Below are 17,579 nucleotides of genomic sequence, written 5' to 3' on the forward strand. Positions count from 1 at the left end.
GTGGAGACGCCCCGCGGGCGTGAGGACTTCCGGTAGGGGGCGGACAGACGGAGAGGTACGGGGCGTCATCGCCCCGTACCTCTCCGTCTGTCGGTTCTATCTGTCAGTCGACGGCCACCTGTCCTACGCAACCGTTCCCGAAGGCCACTTTCTTGCTCCTAGAGACCTTCGGAGCGAACCACTGGGCTGGGAGGTGTCAGTCGACCTGTGTCACGAGCCCCCTGGAGAACCTCAGCAGATTTTCGTAGGAGTGCAGACATGCATGGGAGTCCAGATGACCGGGACAGTGATGATCGGCGTCCTGACAACCGGCGGCCTGCTCGTCGAGGTACTCAAAGTTCCCGATCCGGGAGGTCCGGGCGGTCCTTGCGGGCCTTCCGGCCCTTGCGGTCCTTCAGGTCCTTGCGGTCCTGCGGGTCCTTCGGGACCTTGCGGTCCTTCGGGTCCGGGTGCGCCGTCGGCGCCTGCGGGTCCTTCAGGTCCTGCGGGTCCTTCGGGACCTTGCGGTCCTTCGGGTCCGGGTGCGCCGTCGGCGCCTGCGGGTCCTTCAGGTCCTGCGGGTCCTTCGGGACCTTGCGGTCCTTCGGGTCCGGGTGCGCCGTCGGCGCCTGCGGGTCCTTCAGGTCCTGCGGGTCCTTCGGGACCTTGCGGTCCTTCGGGTCCGGGTGCGCCGTCGGCGCCTGCGGGTCCTTCAGGTCCTGCGGGTCCTTCGGGACCTTGCGGTCCTTCGGGTCCAGGTGCGCCGTCAGCACCTACCGGTCCGGGTGCGCCGTCGGCGCCTGCGGGTCCTGCGGGTCCTTCGGGTCCGGGTGCGCCGTCGGCGCCTGCGGGTCCTTCAGGTCCTGCGGGTCCTTCGGGACCTTGCGGTCCTTCGGGTCCAGGTGCGCCGTCAGCACCTACCGGTCCGGGTGCGCCGTCGGCGCCTGCGGGTCCTGCGGGTCCTTCGGGTCCGGGTGCGCCGTCAGCGCCTGCGGGTCCTGCGGGTCCTTCAGGTCCTTGCGGTCCTGCGGGTCCTTCGGGTCCGGGTGCGCCATCGGCGCCTGCGGGTCCTGCGGGTCCTTCGGGTCCGGGTGCGCCGTCGGCGCCTGCGGGTCCTTCAGGTCCTGCGGGTCCTTCGGGACCTTGCGGTCCTTCGGGTCCAGGTGCGCCGTCAGCACCTACCGGTCCGGGTGCGCCGTCGGCGCCTGCGGGTCCTGCGGGTCCTGCGGGTCCGGGTGCGCCGTCAGCGCCTGCGGGTCCTGCGGGTCCTTCAGGTCCTTGCGGTCCTGCGGGTCCTTCGGGTCCGGGTGCGCCATCGGCGCCTGCGGGTCCTGCGGGTCCTTCGGGTCCGGGTGCGCCGTCAGCGCCTGCGGGTCCTGCGGGTCCTTCGGGTCCTTGCGGTCCTGCGGGTCCTTCGGGTCCGGGTGCGCCATCGGCGCCTGCGGGTCCTGCGGGTCCTTCGGGTCCTTGCGGTCCTGCGGGTCCTTCGGGTCCGGGTGCGCCATCGGCGCCTGCGGGTCCTGCGGGTCCTTCGGGTCCGGGTGCGCCATCGGCGCCTGCGGGTCCTGCGGGTCCTTCGGGTCCGGGTGCGCCGTCGGCGCCTGCGGGTCCTGCGGGTCCTGCGGGTCCGGGTGCGCCGTCAGCGCCTGCGGGTCCTGCGGGTCCTTCGGGTCCTTGCGGTCCTGCGGGTCCTTCGGGTCCGGGTGCGCCATCGGCGCCTGCGGGTCCTGCGGGTCCTTCGGGTCCGGGTGCGCCGTCAGCGCCTGCGGGTCCTGCGGGTCCTTCGGGTCCGGGTGCGCCATCGGCGCCTGCGGGTCCTGCGGGTCCTTCGGGTCCTTGCGGTCCTGCGGGTCCTTCGGGTCCGGGTGCGCCATCGGCGCCTGCGGGTCCTGCGGGTCCTTCGGGTCCTTGCGGTCCTGCGGGTCCTTCGGGTCCGGGTGCGCCATCGGCGCCTGCGGGTCCTGCGGGTCCTTCGGGTCCGGGTGCGCCATCGGCGCCTGCGGGTCCTGCGGGTCCTTCGGGTCCGGGTGCGCCATCGGCGCCTGCGGGTCCTGCGGGTCCTTCAGGTCCTTGCGGTCCTGCGGGTCCTTCGGGTCCGGGTGCGCCATCGGCGCCTGCCGGTCCTGCGGGGCCGGTGGGGCCCTCAGGTCCGGTTGCGCCCGCGGGGCCTCGGGGCCCCACCGGGCCTCTGGGCCCTGCGGGTCCAGCAGGACCCTGGACTCCATCGGGAATCCGGCACAGGAAGCTTGGCAGACCCAGCCACTTGCACAGCGGGATATAAGCCGAACTGTCCGAGGTCGGCTGTGGCTGCAATGCGCCCTGGATGATTGCCTTGGTGCTGGAGAGGTCGCGGGCGTTAACTGTTCCGGGGACGGAGATGAAGCTCGTGCAAATAGTGGAAAGCGCCAGAAGACAGGGGTCAACCTGCGTTCCCCTGGCAGATTCGATTCTCTCGAGACGAGCCTGCGTCAAAGTTGAAAGCTGCGAATCGGCTGAAACTGGGACAGGGGAGTGCAGAAGAAGGACGGCCCCGGCGAGCGCGCCGCCCGCAAGGGTCCGTTTCATGAAAATAGACACGTGCGTTGTCTCTCCCGTTGCATTCAGCGAAAACGCTGTGCGGCCATTCTTTGAACGCTCGGGAAGTGGTGGGAGAAGTGCCGGTCGAATCAGGTGTGGAAGCTTGATGGGAGGTGCGCGTTTCTTTGCTTGCGGTAAATTTGAATCGCTACATAAAATCCTAATATCCTTGTCGCGGCAATTAATTGGATAAGTGAATTATATTCACTCAAGTCGGATAAGGGGTAACTGTGCGGTGATTGAAGGTAGGTTTCGACGCCGTCCGGTACCGGCTGTGGGCCGAGGTCGGAGCCGTCGTCGTCGCCGTTGAGAACGCCTGCTCGCGGAACACGTTCCACTGTCGGGAAGTACTCGTCGGGCACGATCTTCGTACGTCGTACGCGTAACGTTGTGTGATGTGCAGGCCGGGAGGTTCCTGGTCCGAACGGGGCGAAGCTTTCGCGACTACCCGTTATAGGCGGGTGGGCGACAGCGGGGCGCGGAACGTCCGACGGTAGGCAGGGGGAGAGGCGCGCATCGCCCGGGTGAACCGGTGGCGGAAGGTCGCCGAGCTGTCGAAGTCCATCGCGGGCGCGATCTCTTCTACCTTCATGCCACTGTCGGGCCTCGCCACGGAGCCGGTAAGGGGCGGACCTCCCCGGCGTCGGCCCTGGAGGTAGGTCAGGACGGGATGGGGATGTGGATCCTGGACAGGCCCTCGGGTTCCTTGCCGGGATAGTCCCCACCCAGCATGGTGGCCACCGTGTAGAGATGCCAAGCCTGGTTGGGCTTTTTGAGGACGGGTTCGGCGAACAGCGCACGAACCTCGTCGGGGTTGACGATGGGCGTCAGCAGGTCGAGGCGCCCCAGGACGTGGTCGCGTATCAGGCCGGTCAGCTCCGTACCGGGGCTGGTCCGCCAGTTCCAGCCACCGCCGCCGGTCTTCGGCGCGGTCAGCACCTGCGGCTTGCGCTGCCAGGGGTAGTACCGCCTCCCGGCGGTGAATCGCCATGGTTTGCCCTCGATCGGGATGTCCCTGAGCGAGGGGGCCAGGATGCCGAGGAGTTCGTAGATGACCTCCTCCGACAGCCGCCAGGTCTGGTCGAGACCCAGCGCGGCGCGGACCACCCGATTGTCGAGGAAGGGCCAGATCTGGTCGCCCCGGCGCAGCGAGCCCGCCCGCGCCCCCGCGTGCCAGCGGCCGACCTTGTAGGAGATGTACATGTGGTCGAGCGCCTCCAGCGGAGCCCGCTCTCGCCACGGCCCGGCCAGCTCGCGGGCGTGCTCGTTGGCCGCCTCGCTGAACAGCGCCGGATCTCGCAGGAAGGTCACGTCCACCCGGCGGCGCAGGGCTTTCTCCCCCAGGTCGGTCTGGAGCAGCAGCAGGCCGCCGGCTCGCAGGATCTCGCCGCTCTGCCCGGACATGGTCGGCTTGGCGCTGTAGGGGAGGTAGCCGACGACCGACTCGTACGCCGATGTCATGCCCTCACAGGCACGCAGCGTCTCGTAGGCCCGCGCGAGCGGGTGTTCGACGACGATCGCGTCCTTCTTCTCGGCGCGGGCCGGGGGGATGACGGTGTGCTCGACGCGGAGCGCCTGGGCGACGCGCCCGGCGAGGATCACATCGGGGTGGGTGTCCAGGCCGTTGGTGGTCGCGCGCAGCGGGATGCCGGCCGCATGCAGCACCGCGGCGATCAGACGGCTGTCCCTGCCACCGGTGAGCGCGAGGTTCACCGGTTCTCCCGCCGCGCGCAGCGGCTCCACGGTGGCCAGCAGCGCCTCGGCCAGCTCCCCGACGAGCTCCTTCTTCCGCCTGCGCGACTCCGGCGCCGGCACGGCGGTCGGGAGCGGGGTCGTGGTGATCGTACGGGTGCCGCCCCTGACGGTCACCGACGAGGACGGCGGCAGCGCGCTCACCCCGAGGTAGGGCGTCTCGTCGGACAGGAAGTATCCCTGCCGGACCATCGACTGCAGCGCGAGCACGTCCCAGTCGACACGCTCGCCGCAGGCGAGATGGACAAGGAGGGCCCGGCTGCCGATCACGTGCACGTCGGGCGTCTCGGCGTAGTAGACCGGGCAGACCCGGTGGATCGCGGTGGCGGCCGACAACTCGCCACCGGTGGCCCGGAACACCGAGAAGCACCCGCCGACCGCCGCGCTGTCCAGCGCGGTCATACCCGCCAGCCGGTTCACGTCGTCCGGTGCGGCCAGGTAACCGTTCACCCCGGTCACCCGGTCGTGCTCGGTCATCAGCGGCGGCGGCTGCCGTGAGTCGTCGGGCTCGTTGGTCCAGGCGAACATGGTGATGCCGGGGCGGTGCCACTCGCGCGACCTGATGACCTCCGGTGGTACGGGGAACGCGCTGTCGATCGCGTTCCTGACACGGCGCAGCATCGCCTCCGGTATTCCGGCTTCCGGATCTTTGGCCGCGAGGCCGAGGTACACCCGCATGACGAAGGATCCTATGTCGCGTTTTTTCAAGACGGCTGGGAGTCCGGCCGGACAGCATGGCCGAGATGAACGAGATGCTGTCACACGCCGCCACCCGTACGGTGACCGCGGCCTGACGTCCGTGACGACCGGCTGGGCCTGTCCACCCCCCTGTGATGACTCGGTGGGCGTGATCCGGCCTGAAAGCCCTGATCACGTGCCGAACACGGTTTGTGCTCGCTTGGGTCAAGCCCCCGGCGGAAAGGTGGAAGGAGCCGTCGTAGGGAATGACACGCATCCCTAGGAGGCGACATGAAGTCACGCCCGCTCGCCACTGCCCTCGCCGCCATCGCCCTGCTGTCCGCCGCCGCCTGCGGAGGGTCGTCGGCCGAGAAAGGAGCCGCCGGCCAGCCGATGCCCGAATCCGGCAAGCAGGTCCCGCGGCCCTCCCTCGCGGAAACCGGTGGTCCGGCCACCTCCGGGAACGAGGGCTCCGAGGCCGAGGCCGCCAGGCGACGTGACACCGCCGCCGAGCAGATCTCCACCTTCGCCCTCGACGTGGACACCGCCTCGTACGGCTACAGCAGGCGGATCATCCAGGAGGGCAGGTTGCCGGAGCCGGGTCAGGTCCGGCCCGAGGAGTTCGTCAACTCCTTCGCGCAGGACTACCGGGAGCCGGACGACAACGGCTTCACCGTGCACATGGACGGCGCTCGTGTACCGGGCAACGGCACCGCGCTGCTCCGCGTCGGCCTGCAGACCCGCAGGGCGGCAGCGGAGGCACGGCGCCCGGCGAACCTCACCTTCGTGGTGGACGTGTCCGGTTCCATGAGCGAGTCCGGCAGGATCGACCTGGTCAGGGAGGCCCTGCACAAGCTCGTCGACCAGCTCGGGCCCGGAGACCAGGTCTCCGTCGTGGCCTTCAGCGACCGGGCGGACGTCCTTCTGTCCATGACCCCGGCAACCGACAGGGACCGGCTCCATGCCGCCGTCGAGCGCCTCGCCATAGGGCGGTCGACCAACCTGGAGGAGGGGCTGACCAGTGGCTACGCGGAGGCCGCGACGAGCTTCAGGGCGGTGGCGGTCAACCGTGTCATCCTGCTCTCCGACGGACTGGCCAACGTCGGTGACACCACCTGGCAGGGCATCCTGGCCCGGGTCGAGGAGGCCGCAGGCAAGAAGATAACCCTGCTGTGCGTCGGCGTCGGCCGCGACTACGGCGATCAGCTGATGGAGCAGCTCGCCGACAACGGGGACGGCGCCGCGGTCTACGTCAGCTCCGTCGACGACGCGCGCAAGGTCTTCGTCGAGCAACTCGCCACCAACCTCGACCTGCGCGCCCGCGACGCCAAGGCACAGGTCGTGTTCAACCCCTCGGTCGTGGAGTCGTACCGGCTGATCGGCTACGAGAACCGGCAGCTCGCGACCGAGGACTTCCGCGACGACGCCAAGGACGGCGGCGAGATCGGCCCCGGTCACTCGGTGACCGCTCTGTACGAGGTGCGGCTGCGCGGCGGGGCGTCGGGTCAGCTGGCCACCGCCACCGTACGCTGGCAGGACCCCGACACCCGCGACCCCGCCGAGGCCACTCGCTCCCTCGCGGCCGGTGACCTGGCGTCCTCGCTGTGGCGGGATTCCGCGCCGAGGTTCCAGGTCGACGTGGTGGCCGCGGGCTTCGCCGAGTACCTGCGTACTGGGGAGGGGATCGCCGGGGCGGCCCCTGAGGACCTCGCCGCCCACGCCACCCGCCTGGCGGCGGCCACCGAGGATCCCGCGGTGACCGAGCTCGCGACGTTGATCGGGAAGGCCGGATCGTTACGGTAGACGCCCGCGCGCGGGTCGGCACCCCCGGCCCGCACCGGTGGTTACAGGGTAGGGACTGATTTCCGATATGCTGGCGTGGTCGCCGGGCCGGGTCCGGCGACAAACGGTTACACCGAGGGGCTATGGCGCAGCTGGTAGCGCGCCTCCATGGCATGGAGGAGGTCTGGGGTTCGAATCCCCATAGCTCCACTCCTCACCGGAGGGCGGCCAGACGGCCGCCCTTCGCTGTTTCCCTGGGCGAATCGCTCTCAGCCGAGCTCGTAGTCGAGGTGGAAGGAGTGGGCGCCGTCGTCGTTGACGATCTGCCCTCCGCCCCGGATGCCCACTAGTTCCCCGGTGCCCGAGTCGGGCAGGATCGTCCAGCTCAGCCCCGACTCCGTGGCGTGCGCCATGGCCGTGTGGTGGAGCACGAAGGTGCCCTTGCGGCCGTGCGCGGTGCCGGTGAAGCGCTCGAAGCCCGCGTAGGCCGCCGATGTCTCGACCTGGGCGATCGCGGTGATGATGTCCGTGGTGCTGGTGCCGGCCAGGTCGCCGTCGAAGGTCTTGGTGATGTGGACGCGGGAGAGCGTGGCGCCTTCGGCCTCGTCGTAGGGGTGCGGATCCCAGCTGTCGATGGTGAAGGTTCCGGTGGCACGAGGCATATGTGGGCTCCCTCTGGAAGTCTCGGCTCTTGTGCTCACCCTGGCACCCGTACCTGTCATCTAGTGACAGATATGGGGCTCTCCATCCATGACCGCGGCGGTGAGGAGGGGAGACTCTAGGAAAGGCGCCATTTGTCCATGTTCCAGGTGATGGTCGACTGCGCGGGGTTCGGGACGACGTTCTGGAGCGTCTCGTCCCACGCGCTGAGTCCCGGATGCTGGAACAGCGGGATGGTGGCCAGGTCGTCCCAGAGCCGCTTCTCGATCTCACCGATGATCGGGTCCTGGGCGGCCAGGTCGACGGTCGAGTTCAACTCCTTGATGAGGAGGTCGACCCGCCTGCTGGAGTAGCAGCCGTTGTTGTTGCCCTTGCTGTGGGCGTCGCACTTCTGCGGCGAGGTGAAGCTGGAGGCCCAGCCACTGACCAGGGCCGAACCCGACCAGGCGAACAGCGCCACGTCGTAGCCGTTGGTCGGCATCACGGTGCCCAGGAAATCCTCGGAGCCCTTGTCGACGACCTTGAATCCGGCCTTGTTGCAGGAGTCGATGATGAGCTGCACCGCCGCGGTGCGGCGCGGGTTCGGGGTCTGGTAGCCGATGTTGACCTCCAGCCCCGTCTGGCCGGCTTTCCGCAGCAGTTCCCTGGCCCCCGCGATGTCCTGCCGCATGTACACGTCGGCGCTGCCGCTGGCGGCCACGACCGCGGCACTGTTGGCCTGGAACGGGGCCACGGTGCGAACCTGCAGGGGCCTGGCCGCAGGGGCGACGGGCTTGATCAGATGGTCGACGATGAGCTGCCTGGGCACGCATCTGGCGAACGCCTCGCGCAACCTTCTGTCGCGGAACGGGCTGGAGTGGAAGTTGAAGTCCAGGTGCTCGTAGGTGTACTTGTCGGAGGCGCTGACCTTCACCCCCCGCAGGGACTGCAACTGCTTGAGCACCTCGGGTCCCGGCTGGGGTTCGACGATCTGGACCTCGCGGTTCTGCAGCGCCTGCGCCTGCTCGTCGAGGGTGATGAAACGCTCGACGATCGTCGGAGTCGCGGCGGGGGTGCCCCACCACCTGTCGTTGGCGATGAGGGTCAGCCGCTGCCCGGCGTCCAGCTTGGAGAGCTTGTACGGTCCCGAGGAGGGGATCAGCCTGGCCTCGGGCAGCCTGCCCTCGGAGACCCAGCCGTCGTTGAAGAACTTGATGCCCTCGGCGAGCTTCTTCGAGTCGGTGTTCTTGACCGCCGCGATGAAGTCCTCCTCGGACAGGCCGTCCTGCTCGGCGACCACGTGGGCCGGCAGCATCTCGGTCGCGCCGGGGCCGCCGGCCACCCAGTCGGCGAACGGCTTGTCGTAGACCAGGGTGAACTCCTTGCCGCCCTTCTCGCAGTCGGGGATCTCGGTGTCCTGGACGCCGTTGGTGTCGGCTGAGGCGAAGCCCTTGACCTTGCCGGACCGGAAGGCCCACCACAGCATGACGTCGTCGCAGTCGATGGGGGTGCCGTCGGACCAGACCGCCTTGGCGTTGATGGTGTACCTGACGCTCAGCGGGTCGTCGGAGATCTTCTCGTAGGTTCCGAAGTCCTTGTCGGGGACGATCGCGCCCTTGTCACCGTAGAACCAGAAACCCGTGAGCACCCGCTGCAGGGGCGCCGCGTTGCGCGTGGCGTTCTCGGCGGTGGTGTTGTTGTTGTAGGAGTGGAACTCCTGTTCGTACGCGTAGGCGATGGTATCGGCCGGTTGGCTCGGCTCCGAGCCCGATGCCGTCGGGTCGTCCGTCGGATCGGCGCTCGCGCAGGCGCCGAGCAGGAGCGAGCCGCACGCCAGCAGTGCCAGGACCCCTGCCGACCTTCGCCTGTGGAACACGGCACCACTCCTTCGATCGCCCGTTCTCCGGCCGGTCCCGTATCGGCCCCGCGGAGCGCGAGTGTCGTCGCTCCCTGGTGGCCGCGCGGGACCGGAGACCGGCCTCGCGTCTCCCCGTGACCATGCCGGATGCGAGACCCCCAGTTGACGAGAATAGAAAAAACAGAACCTTTGAGCGAATTCTCCCAGTATGTGAGATGGCCTTTACCGAGCTCTCGGTGTGCCCGCGTACGGAAGGGCGCCCGCACAGGGAAAAGCGGCGGTACTCCGGAGGGAACCTGGCCCGATCCTTGTGGATGTTGGCACTCAGGCCACTCGCGTGGAGTGTTTCGCCCCCCGATTATGGGGCGCATGACAACGACTCTTCGGGCGCCCGAACGTAAGCTGCACCGCGCCTGGATCGTGGCGGGAGTCGCGTTCGTGGCCATCCTCGGCGCGGCCGGGTTCCGGGCGACGCCCGGCGTGCTGATCACACCGCTCCAGGAGGAGTTCGGCTGGTCCCGGGGCACGATCTCGCTGGCCGTCTCGGTCAACCTCATGCTCTACGGGCTGACCGCGCCCTTCGCGGCAGCGCTCATGGACCGTTTCGGAATGCGCAGGGTCGTGACGTACGCCCTGCTGCTGGTCGCCGCAGGCAGCGGGTTGACCATCCTGATGAACGCCCCCTGGCAGCTCGTCCTGTGCTGGGGTGTCCTGGTCGGCCTCGGCACCGGTTCGATGGCCCTGGTCTTCGCCGCGACCCTCACCGAACGCTGGTTCGTCCGCCACCGCGGCCTCGTCACCGGTGTGCTCACCGCGGGCGGCGCCACCGGGCAACTCGTCTTCCTGCCCGTCCTCGCGCACCTGGCGGCCGACAGCGGCTGGCGGTCGGCCGCCGTCACGGTCGCCGTCGCGGCTCTGGCAGTGGTCCCCCTGGTCTGGTTCCTGCTGCGTGACCGGCCGCAGGACGTGGGCACCACGGCCCTGGGCGCCGACCCGGCCGCACCCCCGGCAGTGCGGCCCGCGCGGACCGGTGGTGCCGCCTCGCGGGCCCTCGGCGTGCTGCGGAGCGCCGCGCGCACGCGCCCCTTCTGGCTGCTCGCAGGGGGGTTCGCGATCTGCGGGATGAGCACCAACGGCCTGGTGGGCACCCATTTCATCCCCGCCGCCCACGACCACGGCATGGCCGAGCCGGTCGCCGCCGGGCTGCTCGCGCTGGTCGGGATCTTCGACGTGGTCGGCACTGTGGCGTCCGGGTGGTTGAGCGACAAGATCGACTCGCGCGTCCTCCTCGGTGCCTACTACGGGCTGCGGGGCCTTTCGTTGATGGCCCTGCCAAGCCTGTTCGGGGCCACCGCCGAGCCCAGCATGCTGGTCTTCATCATCTTCTACGGCCTCGACTGGGTGGCCACGGTCCCGCCGACCGTCGCCCTGTGCCGCCAGATCTACGGTCCCGACGGGGCCGTGGTGTTCGGTTGGGTCTTCGCCTCCCACCAGATCGGCGCGGCGGTCGCCGCGGTCGCCGCGGGAGTCACCCGTGACCACTTCGGCGCCTACGATCTCGCCTGGTACGCCGCGGGGTTGCTCTGCTTCGCCGCCGCGATCATGTCGGTGGTCATCACCAGGAAACAGGCGTCTTCGAAGGTCTGATCTCCTCCCCGTCCCGAGGGGACGGGCGGCCAGGCCACGGCCACCGGGTGGGTCGGTGTGGAAGGTACTCGTTCCCGAAGTGTGATGGGGATCCCGCACGGGAAAACCGGATTTGTCGTACGCTCCCGATCGTGCTCGATGGGTTGGGTGGGACTCAGGGGACCCGGGAGACGGGTCCCACGCCGACATATGTGACCGCCGAGGCGGAGACGTCGGAGTTGCCGAAAATCGTGGTGAAGAGCTCCCCGAAACCATCGGACTCACCGGTGAAGCGGTCCCGTATCGGCGACCTGCCGATGCGAGTGATCTACCGCATCCTGGCCGTGGGCGTCGCACTGGTCCTGGCCGCCGTCGCGGCCGTGGTCGGTTTCGTCTCCTCGGGCTCCTCAGATCAACCGGGCGGGGGAAAGACGGGGCAGATCGCCGCGCCATCTGCCGCGCCACCCTCGCCCGGTCCACCCTCGCCGGAGCCGTCCGCCTCGGTGTCGGCCTCGGCGTCGGAGCAGGCGTCCCCGTCGGAGAGTCCTGCCGAGACGGCCGCTCCGTCCCCCTCACCCGAGGGCTGGGAGCCGGCACCTGACCGCAGCGCCGTCATCGCGGCCCTCGCCGACCCCCGGGTGCCCGAACTGCCGCGTGACAAGCGGCTCGGCCGGCTCCCCGGCAAGGCGTACAAGAGCAAGCGCCGCATCGAGGACGACAGGTCGGGGGTGTCGCTGATCCGTTTCGGCAAGCCCTGGAAGGTCTTCGGCGCGTCGCCGTTCTCCACCAAGCAGGTGCTGCCCAAGGTGAAGGGGATCGCGCACCGGGCGATGCTCGTGAGCAGCCCGGTGCCGATCCTGGTGCAGCGGAAGGCGAAGGACACCGCGCTGCTGGCGGCCCGGTGGACACTCAACCACCACCCCAAGGGCAGCAGGATCGGGTGGGTCGCCTCGCAGCCGATCAAGGACGGCTGGCTGCTCGCCTACCGGGTGAAGTACAAGATCAAGAAAAAGGCGCGTTCCTCCATGGCCGCCGTCGCCGTGGTCGAGGCTCCCGGCGCCAAGCCCGCGATGCTCTTCGTGACGATCCCCGACACCCAGGGCAGGCGCTGGCGCGATATCAACACCGCGGTCTCCTCCCTCAGATTGAAGTAAGCCCCATCTGGGCAGGAACCGCCATATCTATGTGATCTGGTGAAACTCGGGGGAATTTCACGGCAAGCCGCTCCATCGCCACACGCGACGGCCTCCCGTCCGCTCGCCGGGCGCGAGGTTCCGGGTTCGGGGCGCAGGCGGAGGACGGCCTCGGTTCGAGAGCCCGGACCGAGCCGGGTGCCCCGGGTGTCCGACCGGGCAGGCTCCCCCAGCCGTCGAGGGGGAAGTCTTGAAGCGACCGGCGTCTCGGGAGCGCAGGGGGCCTGACCAGGACACGGCCGACGAGCAGCGCGGATCCAAGCCCTGGCGGTCCGAGGGACTGCCCGACGGGCCGCCCGCCCCGCAGCGCCCGCGGATCAACTGGGTGCGTTTCCTGGTGACCATGTTCATCGTCTACGCGGGCTTCTTCATCGTCTCCTCGTTCTTCGGCGAGGCCACCGAGCCGATCTCCTACACCCAGTTCACCGATCAGGTGCGGGCGGGGAACGTCAAGGACATATACGCCACCGGTACCTCGATCCAGGGCACCCTCAAAAAGCCCGCCCGTGACCCCGACAGCGGCAACGCCGAGTACGACAGGTTCTCCACCGAGATACCGGTCTTCGCCGACCAGGCCGCCCTCTACCGGCAGCTCACCGCGACGGGCGTGAAGATCAAGGCCGAGCCCGTCGGCGGCCGGAGTTTCCTGTCCAACCTGCTGCTCTCCCTGCTGCCGGTCCTGCTGCTGGCGGGGCTGTGGATCTGGTTCATACGGCGCTCGGCGTCCGCGATGGGCGGCGGGATGGGCGGACTCGGCGGACTCGGTGGCCTCGGCAGGTCGAAGGCGGCCAAGCCGGTGGAACCGGCCAAGGTCCGGGTCGACTTCGACGACGTCGCGGGCATCGACGAGGTGGAGAACGAGGTGGCCGAGGTGGTCGACTACCTCAGGGACCCCGACAAGTACCGGAGACTGGGGGCGAAGCTGCCCAAGGGGGTACTGCTCACCGGGCCACCGGGCACCGGCAAGACACTCCTCGCCCGCGCCGTGGCGGGCGAGGCGGACGTGCCCTTCTTCTCGGCGAGCGCCTCGGAGTTCATCGAGATGATCGTGGGGGTCGGCGCCTCGCGGGTGCGCGAGCTGTTCGACGAGGCCCGCAAGGTCGCGCCGTCGATCATCTTCATCGACGAGATCGACGCGATCGGCAGGGTCCGCGGCGGCAGCACCATCGGTGGGCACGACGAGCGCGAGCAGACTCTCAACCAGATCCTCACCGAGATGGACGGCTTCACCGGCTCCGAGGGCGTCATCGTGATCGCCGCCTCCAATCGGGCGGAGGTCCTCGACCCGGCGCTGCTCCGTCCAGGCCGGTTCGACCGTACCGTCGTGGTGTCGGTGCCGGATGTCGAGGGCCGGCTGGCGATCCTCCGGGTCCACAGCAGGGGCGTCCCGCTCGCCGCCGACGTGGACCTGGAGCGGCTGGCCAGGACCACCCCCGGCATGACGGGCGCTGACCTGGCCAACCTGGTCAACGAGGCGGCGCTGCTCGCCGCCAAGCGCGGCCACGACAGGGTGCGCACCCCCGATTTCGCCGACGCGCTGGAGAAGATCCTGCTCGGCACGGCCCGCGCCGTCGTGATCCCGCAGGAAGAGCGCAGACGCACCGCCTACCACGAGGCCGGCCACGCGCTCCTCGGTATGCTCCAGCCCGGCGCCGACCCGGTCAGGAAGGTGTCGATCATTCCGCGTGGGCGGGCGCTCGGTGTCACGCTCTCCACGCCCGACACCGACAAGTACGCCTACGACGAGAAATACCTGCGCGACCGGATCATCGGTGCCCTCGGAGGCATGGCGGCGGAGCAGGTCGTCTACGGGGTGATCACCACCGGCTCGGAGAACGACCTGGAGCAGGTCACCGTGATCGCCCGCGGCATGGTCGGCCGCTGGGGCATGTCCTCCAGGATCGGCCCGCTGAGCGTGCTGCCCGGCGCCGGCGACGGCCAGCCCGCCGCCGCCCCCGACACCCTCGCCGCGGTGGACCAGGAGGTCCGGCGCATCGTGGACGAGTGCTACGAGGTCGCCCTGGCGGTCCTGGCGGAGAACCGTGAGCGCCTGGACGGCATCGTCGCGGCCCTGTTGGAGCACGAGACCCTCGGCGAGGCGGAGGCGTACGCCGCGGCCGGCCTTCCGCAGGGCGCCGCCCCCGAACCTCCCCCTCCGGGACCGCCTCCGCGACTCCCGCCCTCGCCCCGCGCCTGACCTGCGAGCCGCCGCCCGGGTGCGCTGCCCGCGGCCGTTGACCGGACGCCCGGCCTGTGAGGACCTCCGCTCGCGGCGAGGGGACGGCCGGAGCCGCGCTAGGCTCGATCGGCGTGACCCAGATCGTTCTCGCCTCCGCGTCCCCCGCCCGCCTCACCCTGCTCCGCAGCGCCGGACTCGATCCTAAAGTGATCGTCAGCGGTGTGGACGAGGAGGCCGTCACCGCCGACAGCCCGAGCGAACTCTGCCTCGCGCTGGCCCGCGCGAAGGCGGCCGTGGTGGCCGAGAGCCTGACCGACGGTCTGGTCATCGGCTGCGACTCGGTGCTGGAGCTCGACGGCCGGGCCTACGGCAAGCCGTCCTCCCCGGCGGAGGCGGTCGCCCGCTGGCGGGGCATGCGCGGCCGCGAGGGCCGTCTGCTCACCGGCCACTGCGTGATCGACGCCGCGGACGGACGCGAGGTGGCGAAGGTGGGCGCGACGGTCGTGCGTTTCGGCACCGCCACCGACGACGAGATCGCCGCCTACGTCGCCACCGGCGAGCCCCTCCAGGTGGCCGGGGCCTTCACCCTGGACGGTCGCGGCGGCTGGTTCGTCGACGGCATCGACGGCGACCACGGCAACGTCCTGGGCATCTCCCTGCCCCTGCTCCGCCGCCTCTTCGCGGCGCTCGGCGTCTCCGTGCCCGGCCTCTGGCAGCGCGCCTGACCCGCGGACCCGGTCCGCGTCCGCTTCGCCGGCATCCGGGCGATGAGGAGCAGTCCCGGTTGACGGCCGATCCCGATAATCTTCCGCCATGGGTCATTTCCGCTCCTTTCTGGACGGCATCGGGTTCTTCTTCCAGGGACTGCGCTGGGTCGCGCGATATCCGCGCTGGTGGCTGTTCGGGCTGATCCCGGCGCTGATCGCGTTCGTCCTCTACGCGGTCGGCCTCTACCTCCTCGGCAAGAACGCGCTGGACATCGCCGCGTGGGGCACGCCGTTCGCCGACGGGTGGGGTGAGGGGGCACGGACCGCGCTGCGCGCGCTGGTCGGACTGACGCTCTTCGGTGCGGGGGTGGTCCTGGCCGTGGTGACCTTCACGGCGATCACCCTCATCCTGGGCGACCCCTTCTACGAGAAGCTCTCCGAGAAGGTGGAGGAGACCTACGGGGAGGTGCCGACAGGGTACGAACTCCCGCTGTGGAAGTCGATCCCCCGATCCATCAGGGACAGCGTGGTCACCCTCGGCTGGCTGTTGCTGTTCACGATCCCGCTGTTCTTCCTCGGCTTCGTGCCGGTGCTCGGGCAGACGGTGGTTCCGGTGCTGGGCGCCCTGGTCTCCGGTTTCTTCCTCACGATCGAGCTGACCGCACTGGCCCTGGAACGCAGGGGACTGGCGCGCAAGAGCCGCTTCGGCCTGCTCCGCGCGAACAAGGCCCCCGCGCTCGGCTTCGGGGTCCTGCTCTTCCTGCTCTTCCTCGTCCCGTTCGTCGCGATCATCGCGATGCCTCCCGCCGTGGCCGGCGCGGCCATCATGGTCCGCACCCGCCTGACCCCGATCCTCCTGCCGGCGGAGCGGACGGGATGAGAGGCGCCTGAGAAAGCGCCCGGGGCAGGGGCGACGGTGCTGAGGGGGACGGTCCGGTGGGCCCCGCGGACCGGTGATCGGGGTCAGCCCGGCTGTGGACGGTCGCACGTTCCGTCCACAGAAAGGAGTTCGGGCCGAAGGACACGGGAGCGGGTCCGGGAGGCTTCCGGCCATGACAACAGAGAGCCCGGACTCGCCCGAGTCCCCGTTTCCGCCCGCTTCCCGGCCTCAGCTCCTGCTCGGCTCCACCGAGGACATCCTGGGCGCGGTTCCCTACCTGCTGGGGTTCCATCCCGCGGAGAGCCTGGTCGTCATCGGCCTCACGGGCGGTCTGCCCAGGAGCAGGCTGCACCTCACCGTCCGATGGGACCTGCCCCTGGCGTCCGGCGGCCTCGGCGGCATCGTTCCGCTGTTCCGGAAGGAGGACGTCACGCAGGTCGTCATGGTCGGCTACGGTCCGGGCCCGCTGGTGACCCCGGCCATCGACGAGGCCGGCGCGCTGTTCCGCGGAGGTGGTCTCACCGTCGTCGACGCGCTCCGGGTGGAGGACGGCCGTTACTGGTCGTACGGCTGCGCGCGGACGGACTGCTGTCCCGTCGAAGGCGTGCCGTACGAGCGGCGGGCCACCGTCGTCGCGGCCGAGGCGATCCTGCACGGACTGGTCGCGTGGCCGGACAGGCAGGCGCTGGAGCGCTCACTCGACCCGGTCACCGGGTCCGCGCGGGTGGCCATGCGGGAGGCGACGGGCCGCCTCATGGCGGAGTTGAGCGGCAGGCTCGCCGGATGTCGTGACGCCGACGAGCTAGCGGTGGAGTTCGTCGCGGAGGGGGTGGCCAGGGTCCGCGAGGCGATCGCCACCTGCGCCTCGGGCGGTCGGCTCGACGACGACCAGGCGGCCAGGCTGGGGCTCGACCTGGCGGTGATCAGAATTCGCGACGAGGCGTGGGCACTGGTCACCGACGACGGTCATGACGCGCATCTCAAGCTCTGGCACGACCTCACCCGGAGGCTGGAGCCGAGGTTCGTGCCCCCGGCCGCCTCGCTGCTCGGCCTGGTCGCCTGGCGGCGGGGTGACTCCGCCCTGGCGGGCGTCGCCCTCACCCGGGCGCTCGAGGCCGATCCCGGATACTCGATGGCTCACCTGCTCATGCACGCGATCCACCACCTGGTCCCGCCACACGCCCTCAACGACAGGATGCCCAGCCCCGAGGAGTTGGATCAGGAGATGGGCAGCCCCAAGATGGCCTGGCTGCTCCCGATGGCCGCATTGCTGGAAGAACCCGGTGGCCCCGCGCACGATGCGACCACCGGGTTCCTGGCTCAGCTCTCCGCGCGCTTCTGGCGCTCGTTGTAGGCCCTCATCCGGGGGGGATAGCCGGTCAGCTGCACGTCGTAGACGGGCAGAGCCAGGTCACGGGCCACCTTGCGGATCACGGCGGGGGAGCCGACCCGGCGCCGGGTCCATTCGCCGTCGTCGGCGACGGCCATCGCCGTGGTGTCGGTCGCGAATGTCTCCGGCTCGACGTAGAACTCCACGCCCCGGCGTGATTTCGCGAAGGCGATGAGCGCCTCGATGTCGGCATCGGTGGCGTCGCGGTCGAACTTGGCGATTTTCGGCCCGCGCTTGCGCCTCAACCCATAGCGATCTCGCCATCTCATGTCTCTTTGTATACCTCTCCTGCTCGATCCGCGGTGGAAGGCCAAGGGTCGGTTTCAGGGGCCTATAGGG

16 protein-coding genes and 1 tRNA gene are annotated in these 17,579 nt (G+C 69.8%); 8 read left to right on the forward strand and 9 right to left on the reverse strand.

All coding sequences use genetic code 11. The features are described from left to right. Nucleotides 1-332: 332 nt before the first annotated feature. From ACFQVD_RS43965 to ACFQVD_RS43990, 6 genes are all read right to left on the reverse strand, one after another. A complete protein-coding gene (locus ACFQVD_RS43965; protein WP_386273977.1) occupies nucleotides 333-752 on the reverse strand; it encodes a hypothetical protein in 420 nt (139 codons plus the stop codon). Then, a complete protein-coding gene (locus tag ACFQVD_RS43970; protein ID WP_386273978.1) occupies nucleotides 753-896 on the reverse strand; it encodes a hypothetical protein in 144 nt (47 codons plus the stop codon). Then, nucleotides 897-1,157: a hypothetical protein gene (locus ACFQVD_RS43975; RefSeq protein ID WP_386273980.1), complete on the reverse strand. Its 261-nt coding sequence runs from the start codon at nucleotides 1,155-1,157 to the stop codon at nucleotides 897-899. It abuts the gene before it with no gap. Further along, a complete protein-coding gene (locus tag ACFQVD_RS43980) occupies nucleotides 1,158-2,204 on the reverse strand; it encodes a hypothetical protein (RefSeq protein WP_386273982.1) in 1,047 nt (348 codons plus the stop codon). Nucleotides 2,205-3,007: 803 nt separating this feature from the next. After that, on the reverse strand, nucleotides 3,008-3,148 hold the full coding sequence (locus tag ACFQVD_RS43985) for a hypothetical protein (protein WP_343980177.1): 141 nt from the start codon (nucleotides 3,146-3,148) through the stop codon (nucleotides 3,008-3,010). 68 nt (nucleotides 3,149-3,216) lie between these two features. Then, nucleotides 3,217-4,986 (reverse strand): asparagine synthase-related protein, encoded by a 1,770-nt coding sequence (locus ACFQVD_RS43990; protein WP_343980179.1) that lies wholly within the window; start codon nucleotides 4,984-4,986, stop codon nucleotides 3,217-3,219. A gap of 291 nt (nucleotides 4,987-5,277) precedes the next feature. On the opposite strand from ACFQVD_RS43990, the gene ACFQVD_RS43995 reads away from it, so the two are divergent. Together ACFQVD_RS43995 and ACFQVD_RS44000 are read left to right on the forward strand one after the other, a co-directional pair. Further along, nucleotides 5,278-6,789 carry a vWA domain-containing protein gene (locus tag ACFQVD_RS43995; RefSeq protein ID WP_343980182.1) on the forward strand — a complete coding sequence of 504 codons (1,512 nt, stop codon included), beginning with the start codon at nucleotides 5,278-5,280 and terminating at the stop codon, nucleotides 6,787-6,789. 116 nt (nucleotides 6,790-6,905) lie between these two features. Then, nucleotides 6,906-6,978: transfer RNA gene (locus tag ACFQVD_RS44000), tRNA-Ala, on the forward strand. Nucleotides 6,979-7,037: 59 nt separating this feature from the next. On the opposite strand, the gene ACFQVD_RS44005 is transcribed toward ACFQVD_RS44000, so the two are convergent. Continuing rightward, on the reverse strand, nucleotides 7,038-7,430 hold the full coding sequence (locus ACFQVD_RS44005; protein ID WP_343980185.1) for a DUF3224 domain-containing protein: 393 nt from the start codon (nucleotides 7,428-7,430) through the stop codon (nucleotides 7,038-7,040). A gap of 116 nt (nucleotides 7,431-7,546) precedes the next feature. Beyond that, the gene (locus ACFQVD_RS44010; protein WP_343980188.1) at nucleotides 7,547-9,283 is read right to left on the reverse strand and encodes an ABC transporter family substrate-binding protein; all 1,737 of its coding nucleotides are present in this window, start codon (nucleotides 9,281-9,283) and stop codon (nucleotides 7,547-7,549) included. Between the two features lie 351 nt (nucleotides 9,284-9,634). On the opposite strand from ACFQVD_RS44010, the gene ACFQVD_RS44015 reads away from it, so the two are divergent. The 6 genes from ACFQVD_RS44015 (at nucleotide 9,635) to ACFQVD_RS44040 (ending at nucleotide 17,204) form a co-directional block, all read left to right on the forward strand. After that, on the forward strand, nucleotides 9,635-10,912 hold the full coding sequence (locus ACFQVD_RS44015) for an MFS transporter (RefSeq protein WP_343980191.1): 1,278 nt from the start codon (nucleotides 9,635-9,637) through the stop codon (nucleotides 10,910-10,912). A 266-nt stretch (nucleotides 10,913-11,178) separates the two neighbouring features. Continuing rightward, complete coding sequence (locus tag ACFQVD_RS44020; RefSeq protein WP_343980194.1) at nucleotides 11,179-12,045, forward strand: hypothetical protein; 867 nt, start codon at nucleotides 11,179-11,181, stop codon at nucleotides 12,043-12,045. Nucleotides 12,046-12,274: 229 nt separating this feature from the next. Then, complete coding sequence (gene ftsH / locus ACFQVD_RS44025) at nucleotides 12,275-14,281, forward strand: ATP-dependent zinc metalloprotease FtsH (RefSeq protein ID WP_343980198.1); 2,007 nt, start codon at nucleotides 12,275-12,277, stop codon at nucleotides 14,279-14,281. 113 nt (nucleotides 14,282-14,394) lie between these two features. After that, the gene (locus tag ACFQVD_RS44030) at nucleotides 14,395-14,988 is read left to right on the forward strand and encodes a Maf family protein (RefSeq protein WP_343980201.1); all 594 of its coding nucleotides are present in this window, start codon (nucleotides 14,395-14,397) and stop codon (nucleotides 14,986-14,988) included. A gap of 88 nt (nucleotides 14,989-15,076) precedes the next feature. After that, nucleotides 15,077-15,850: an EI24 domain-containing protein gene (locus tag ACFQVD_RS44035; protein ID WP_343980204.1), complete on the forward strand. Its 774-nt coding sequence runs from the start codon at nucleotides 15,077-15,079 to the stop codon at nucleotides 15,848-15,850. 172 nt (nucleotides 15,851-16,022) lie between these two features. After that, nucleotides 16,023-17,204, forward strand: coding sequence for a DUF4192 domain-containing protein (locus tag ACFQVD_RS44040; protein WP_343980206.1), 1,182 nt, complete (start codon nucleotides 16,023-16,025; stop codon nucleotides 17,202-17,204). On the opposite strand, the gene ACFQVD_RS44045 is transcribed toward ACFQVD_RS44040, so the two are convergent. Then, nucleotides 17,171-17,509: a hypothetical protein gene (locus ACFQVD_RS44045; protein ID WP_343980210.1), complete on the reverse strand. Its 339-nt coding sequence runs from the start codon at nucleotides 17,507-17,509 to the stop codon at nucleotides 17,171-17,173. The genes ACFQVD_RS44040 and ACFQVD_RS44045 overlap by 34 nt on opposite strands. Between the last annotated feature and the right edge of the window lie 70 nt (nucleotides 17,510-17,579).

It is taken from the genome of Streptosporangium amethystogenes subsp. fukuiense (assembly GCF_042665875.1).
GTDB lineage: Bacteria > Actinomycetota > Actinomycetes > Streptosporangiales > Streptosporangiaceae > Streptosporangium > Streptosporangium fukuiense.

Coding starts and splice junctions, on each gene's coding strand:
- ACFQVD_RS43980 (WP_386273982.1), bottom strand. CDS start 2,204: ATGGAGTCCAGGGTCCTGCTGGACCCGCAGGGCCCAGAGGCCCGGTGG.
- ACFQVD_RS43985 (WP_343980177.1), bottom strand. CDS start 3,148: ATGAAGGTAGAAGAGATCGCGCCCGCGATGGACTTCGACAGCTCGGCG.
- ACFQVD_RS43990 (WP_343980179.1), bottom strand. CDS start 4,986: ATGCGGGTGTACCTCGGCCTCGCGGCCAAAGATCCGGAAGCCGGAATA.
- ACFQVD_RS43995 (WP_343980182.1), top strand. CDS start 5,278: ATGAAGTCACGCCCGCTCGCCACTGCCCTCGCCGCCATCGCCCTGCTG.
- ACFQVD_RS44005 (WP_343980185.1), bottom strand. CDS start 7,430: ATGCCTCGTGCCACCGGAACCTTCACCATCGACAGCTGGGATCCGCAC.
- ACFQVD_RS44015 (WP_343980191.1), top strand. CDS start 9,635: ATGACAACGACTCTTCGGGCGCCCGAACGTAAGCTGCACCGCGCCTGG.
- ACFQVD_RS44035 (WP_343980204.1), top strand. CDS start 15,077: ATGGGTCATTTCCGCTCCTTTCTGGACGGCATCGGGTTCTTCTTCCAG.
- ACFQVD_RS44040 (WP_343980206.1), top strand. CDS start 16,023: ATGACAACAGAGAGCCCGGACTCGCCCGAGTCCCCGTTTCCGCCCGCT.
- ACFQVD_RS44045 (WP_343980210.1), bottom strand. CDS start 17,509: ATGAGATGGCGAGATCGCTATGGGTTGAGGCGCAAGCGCGGGCCGAAA.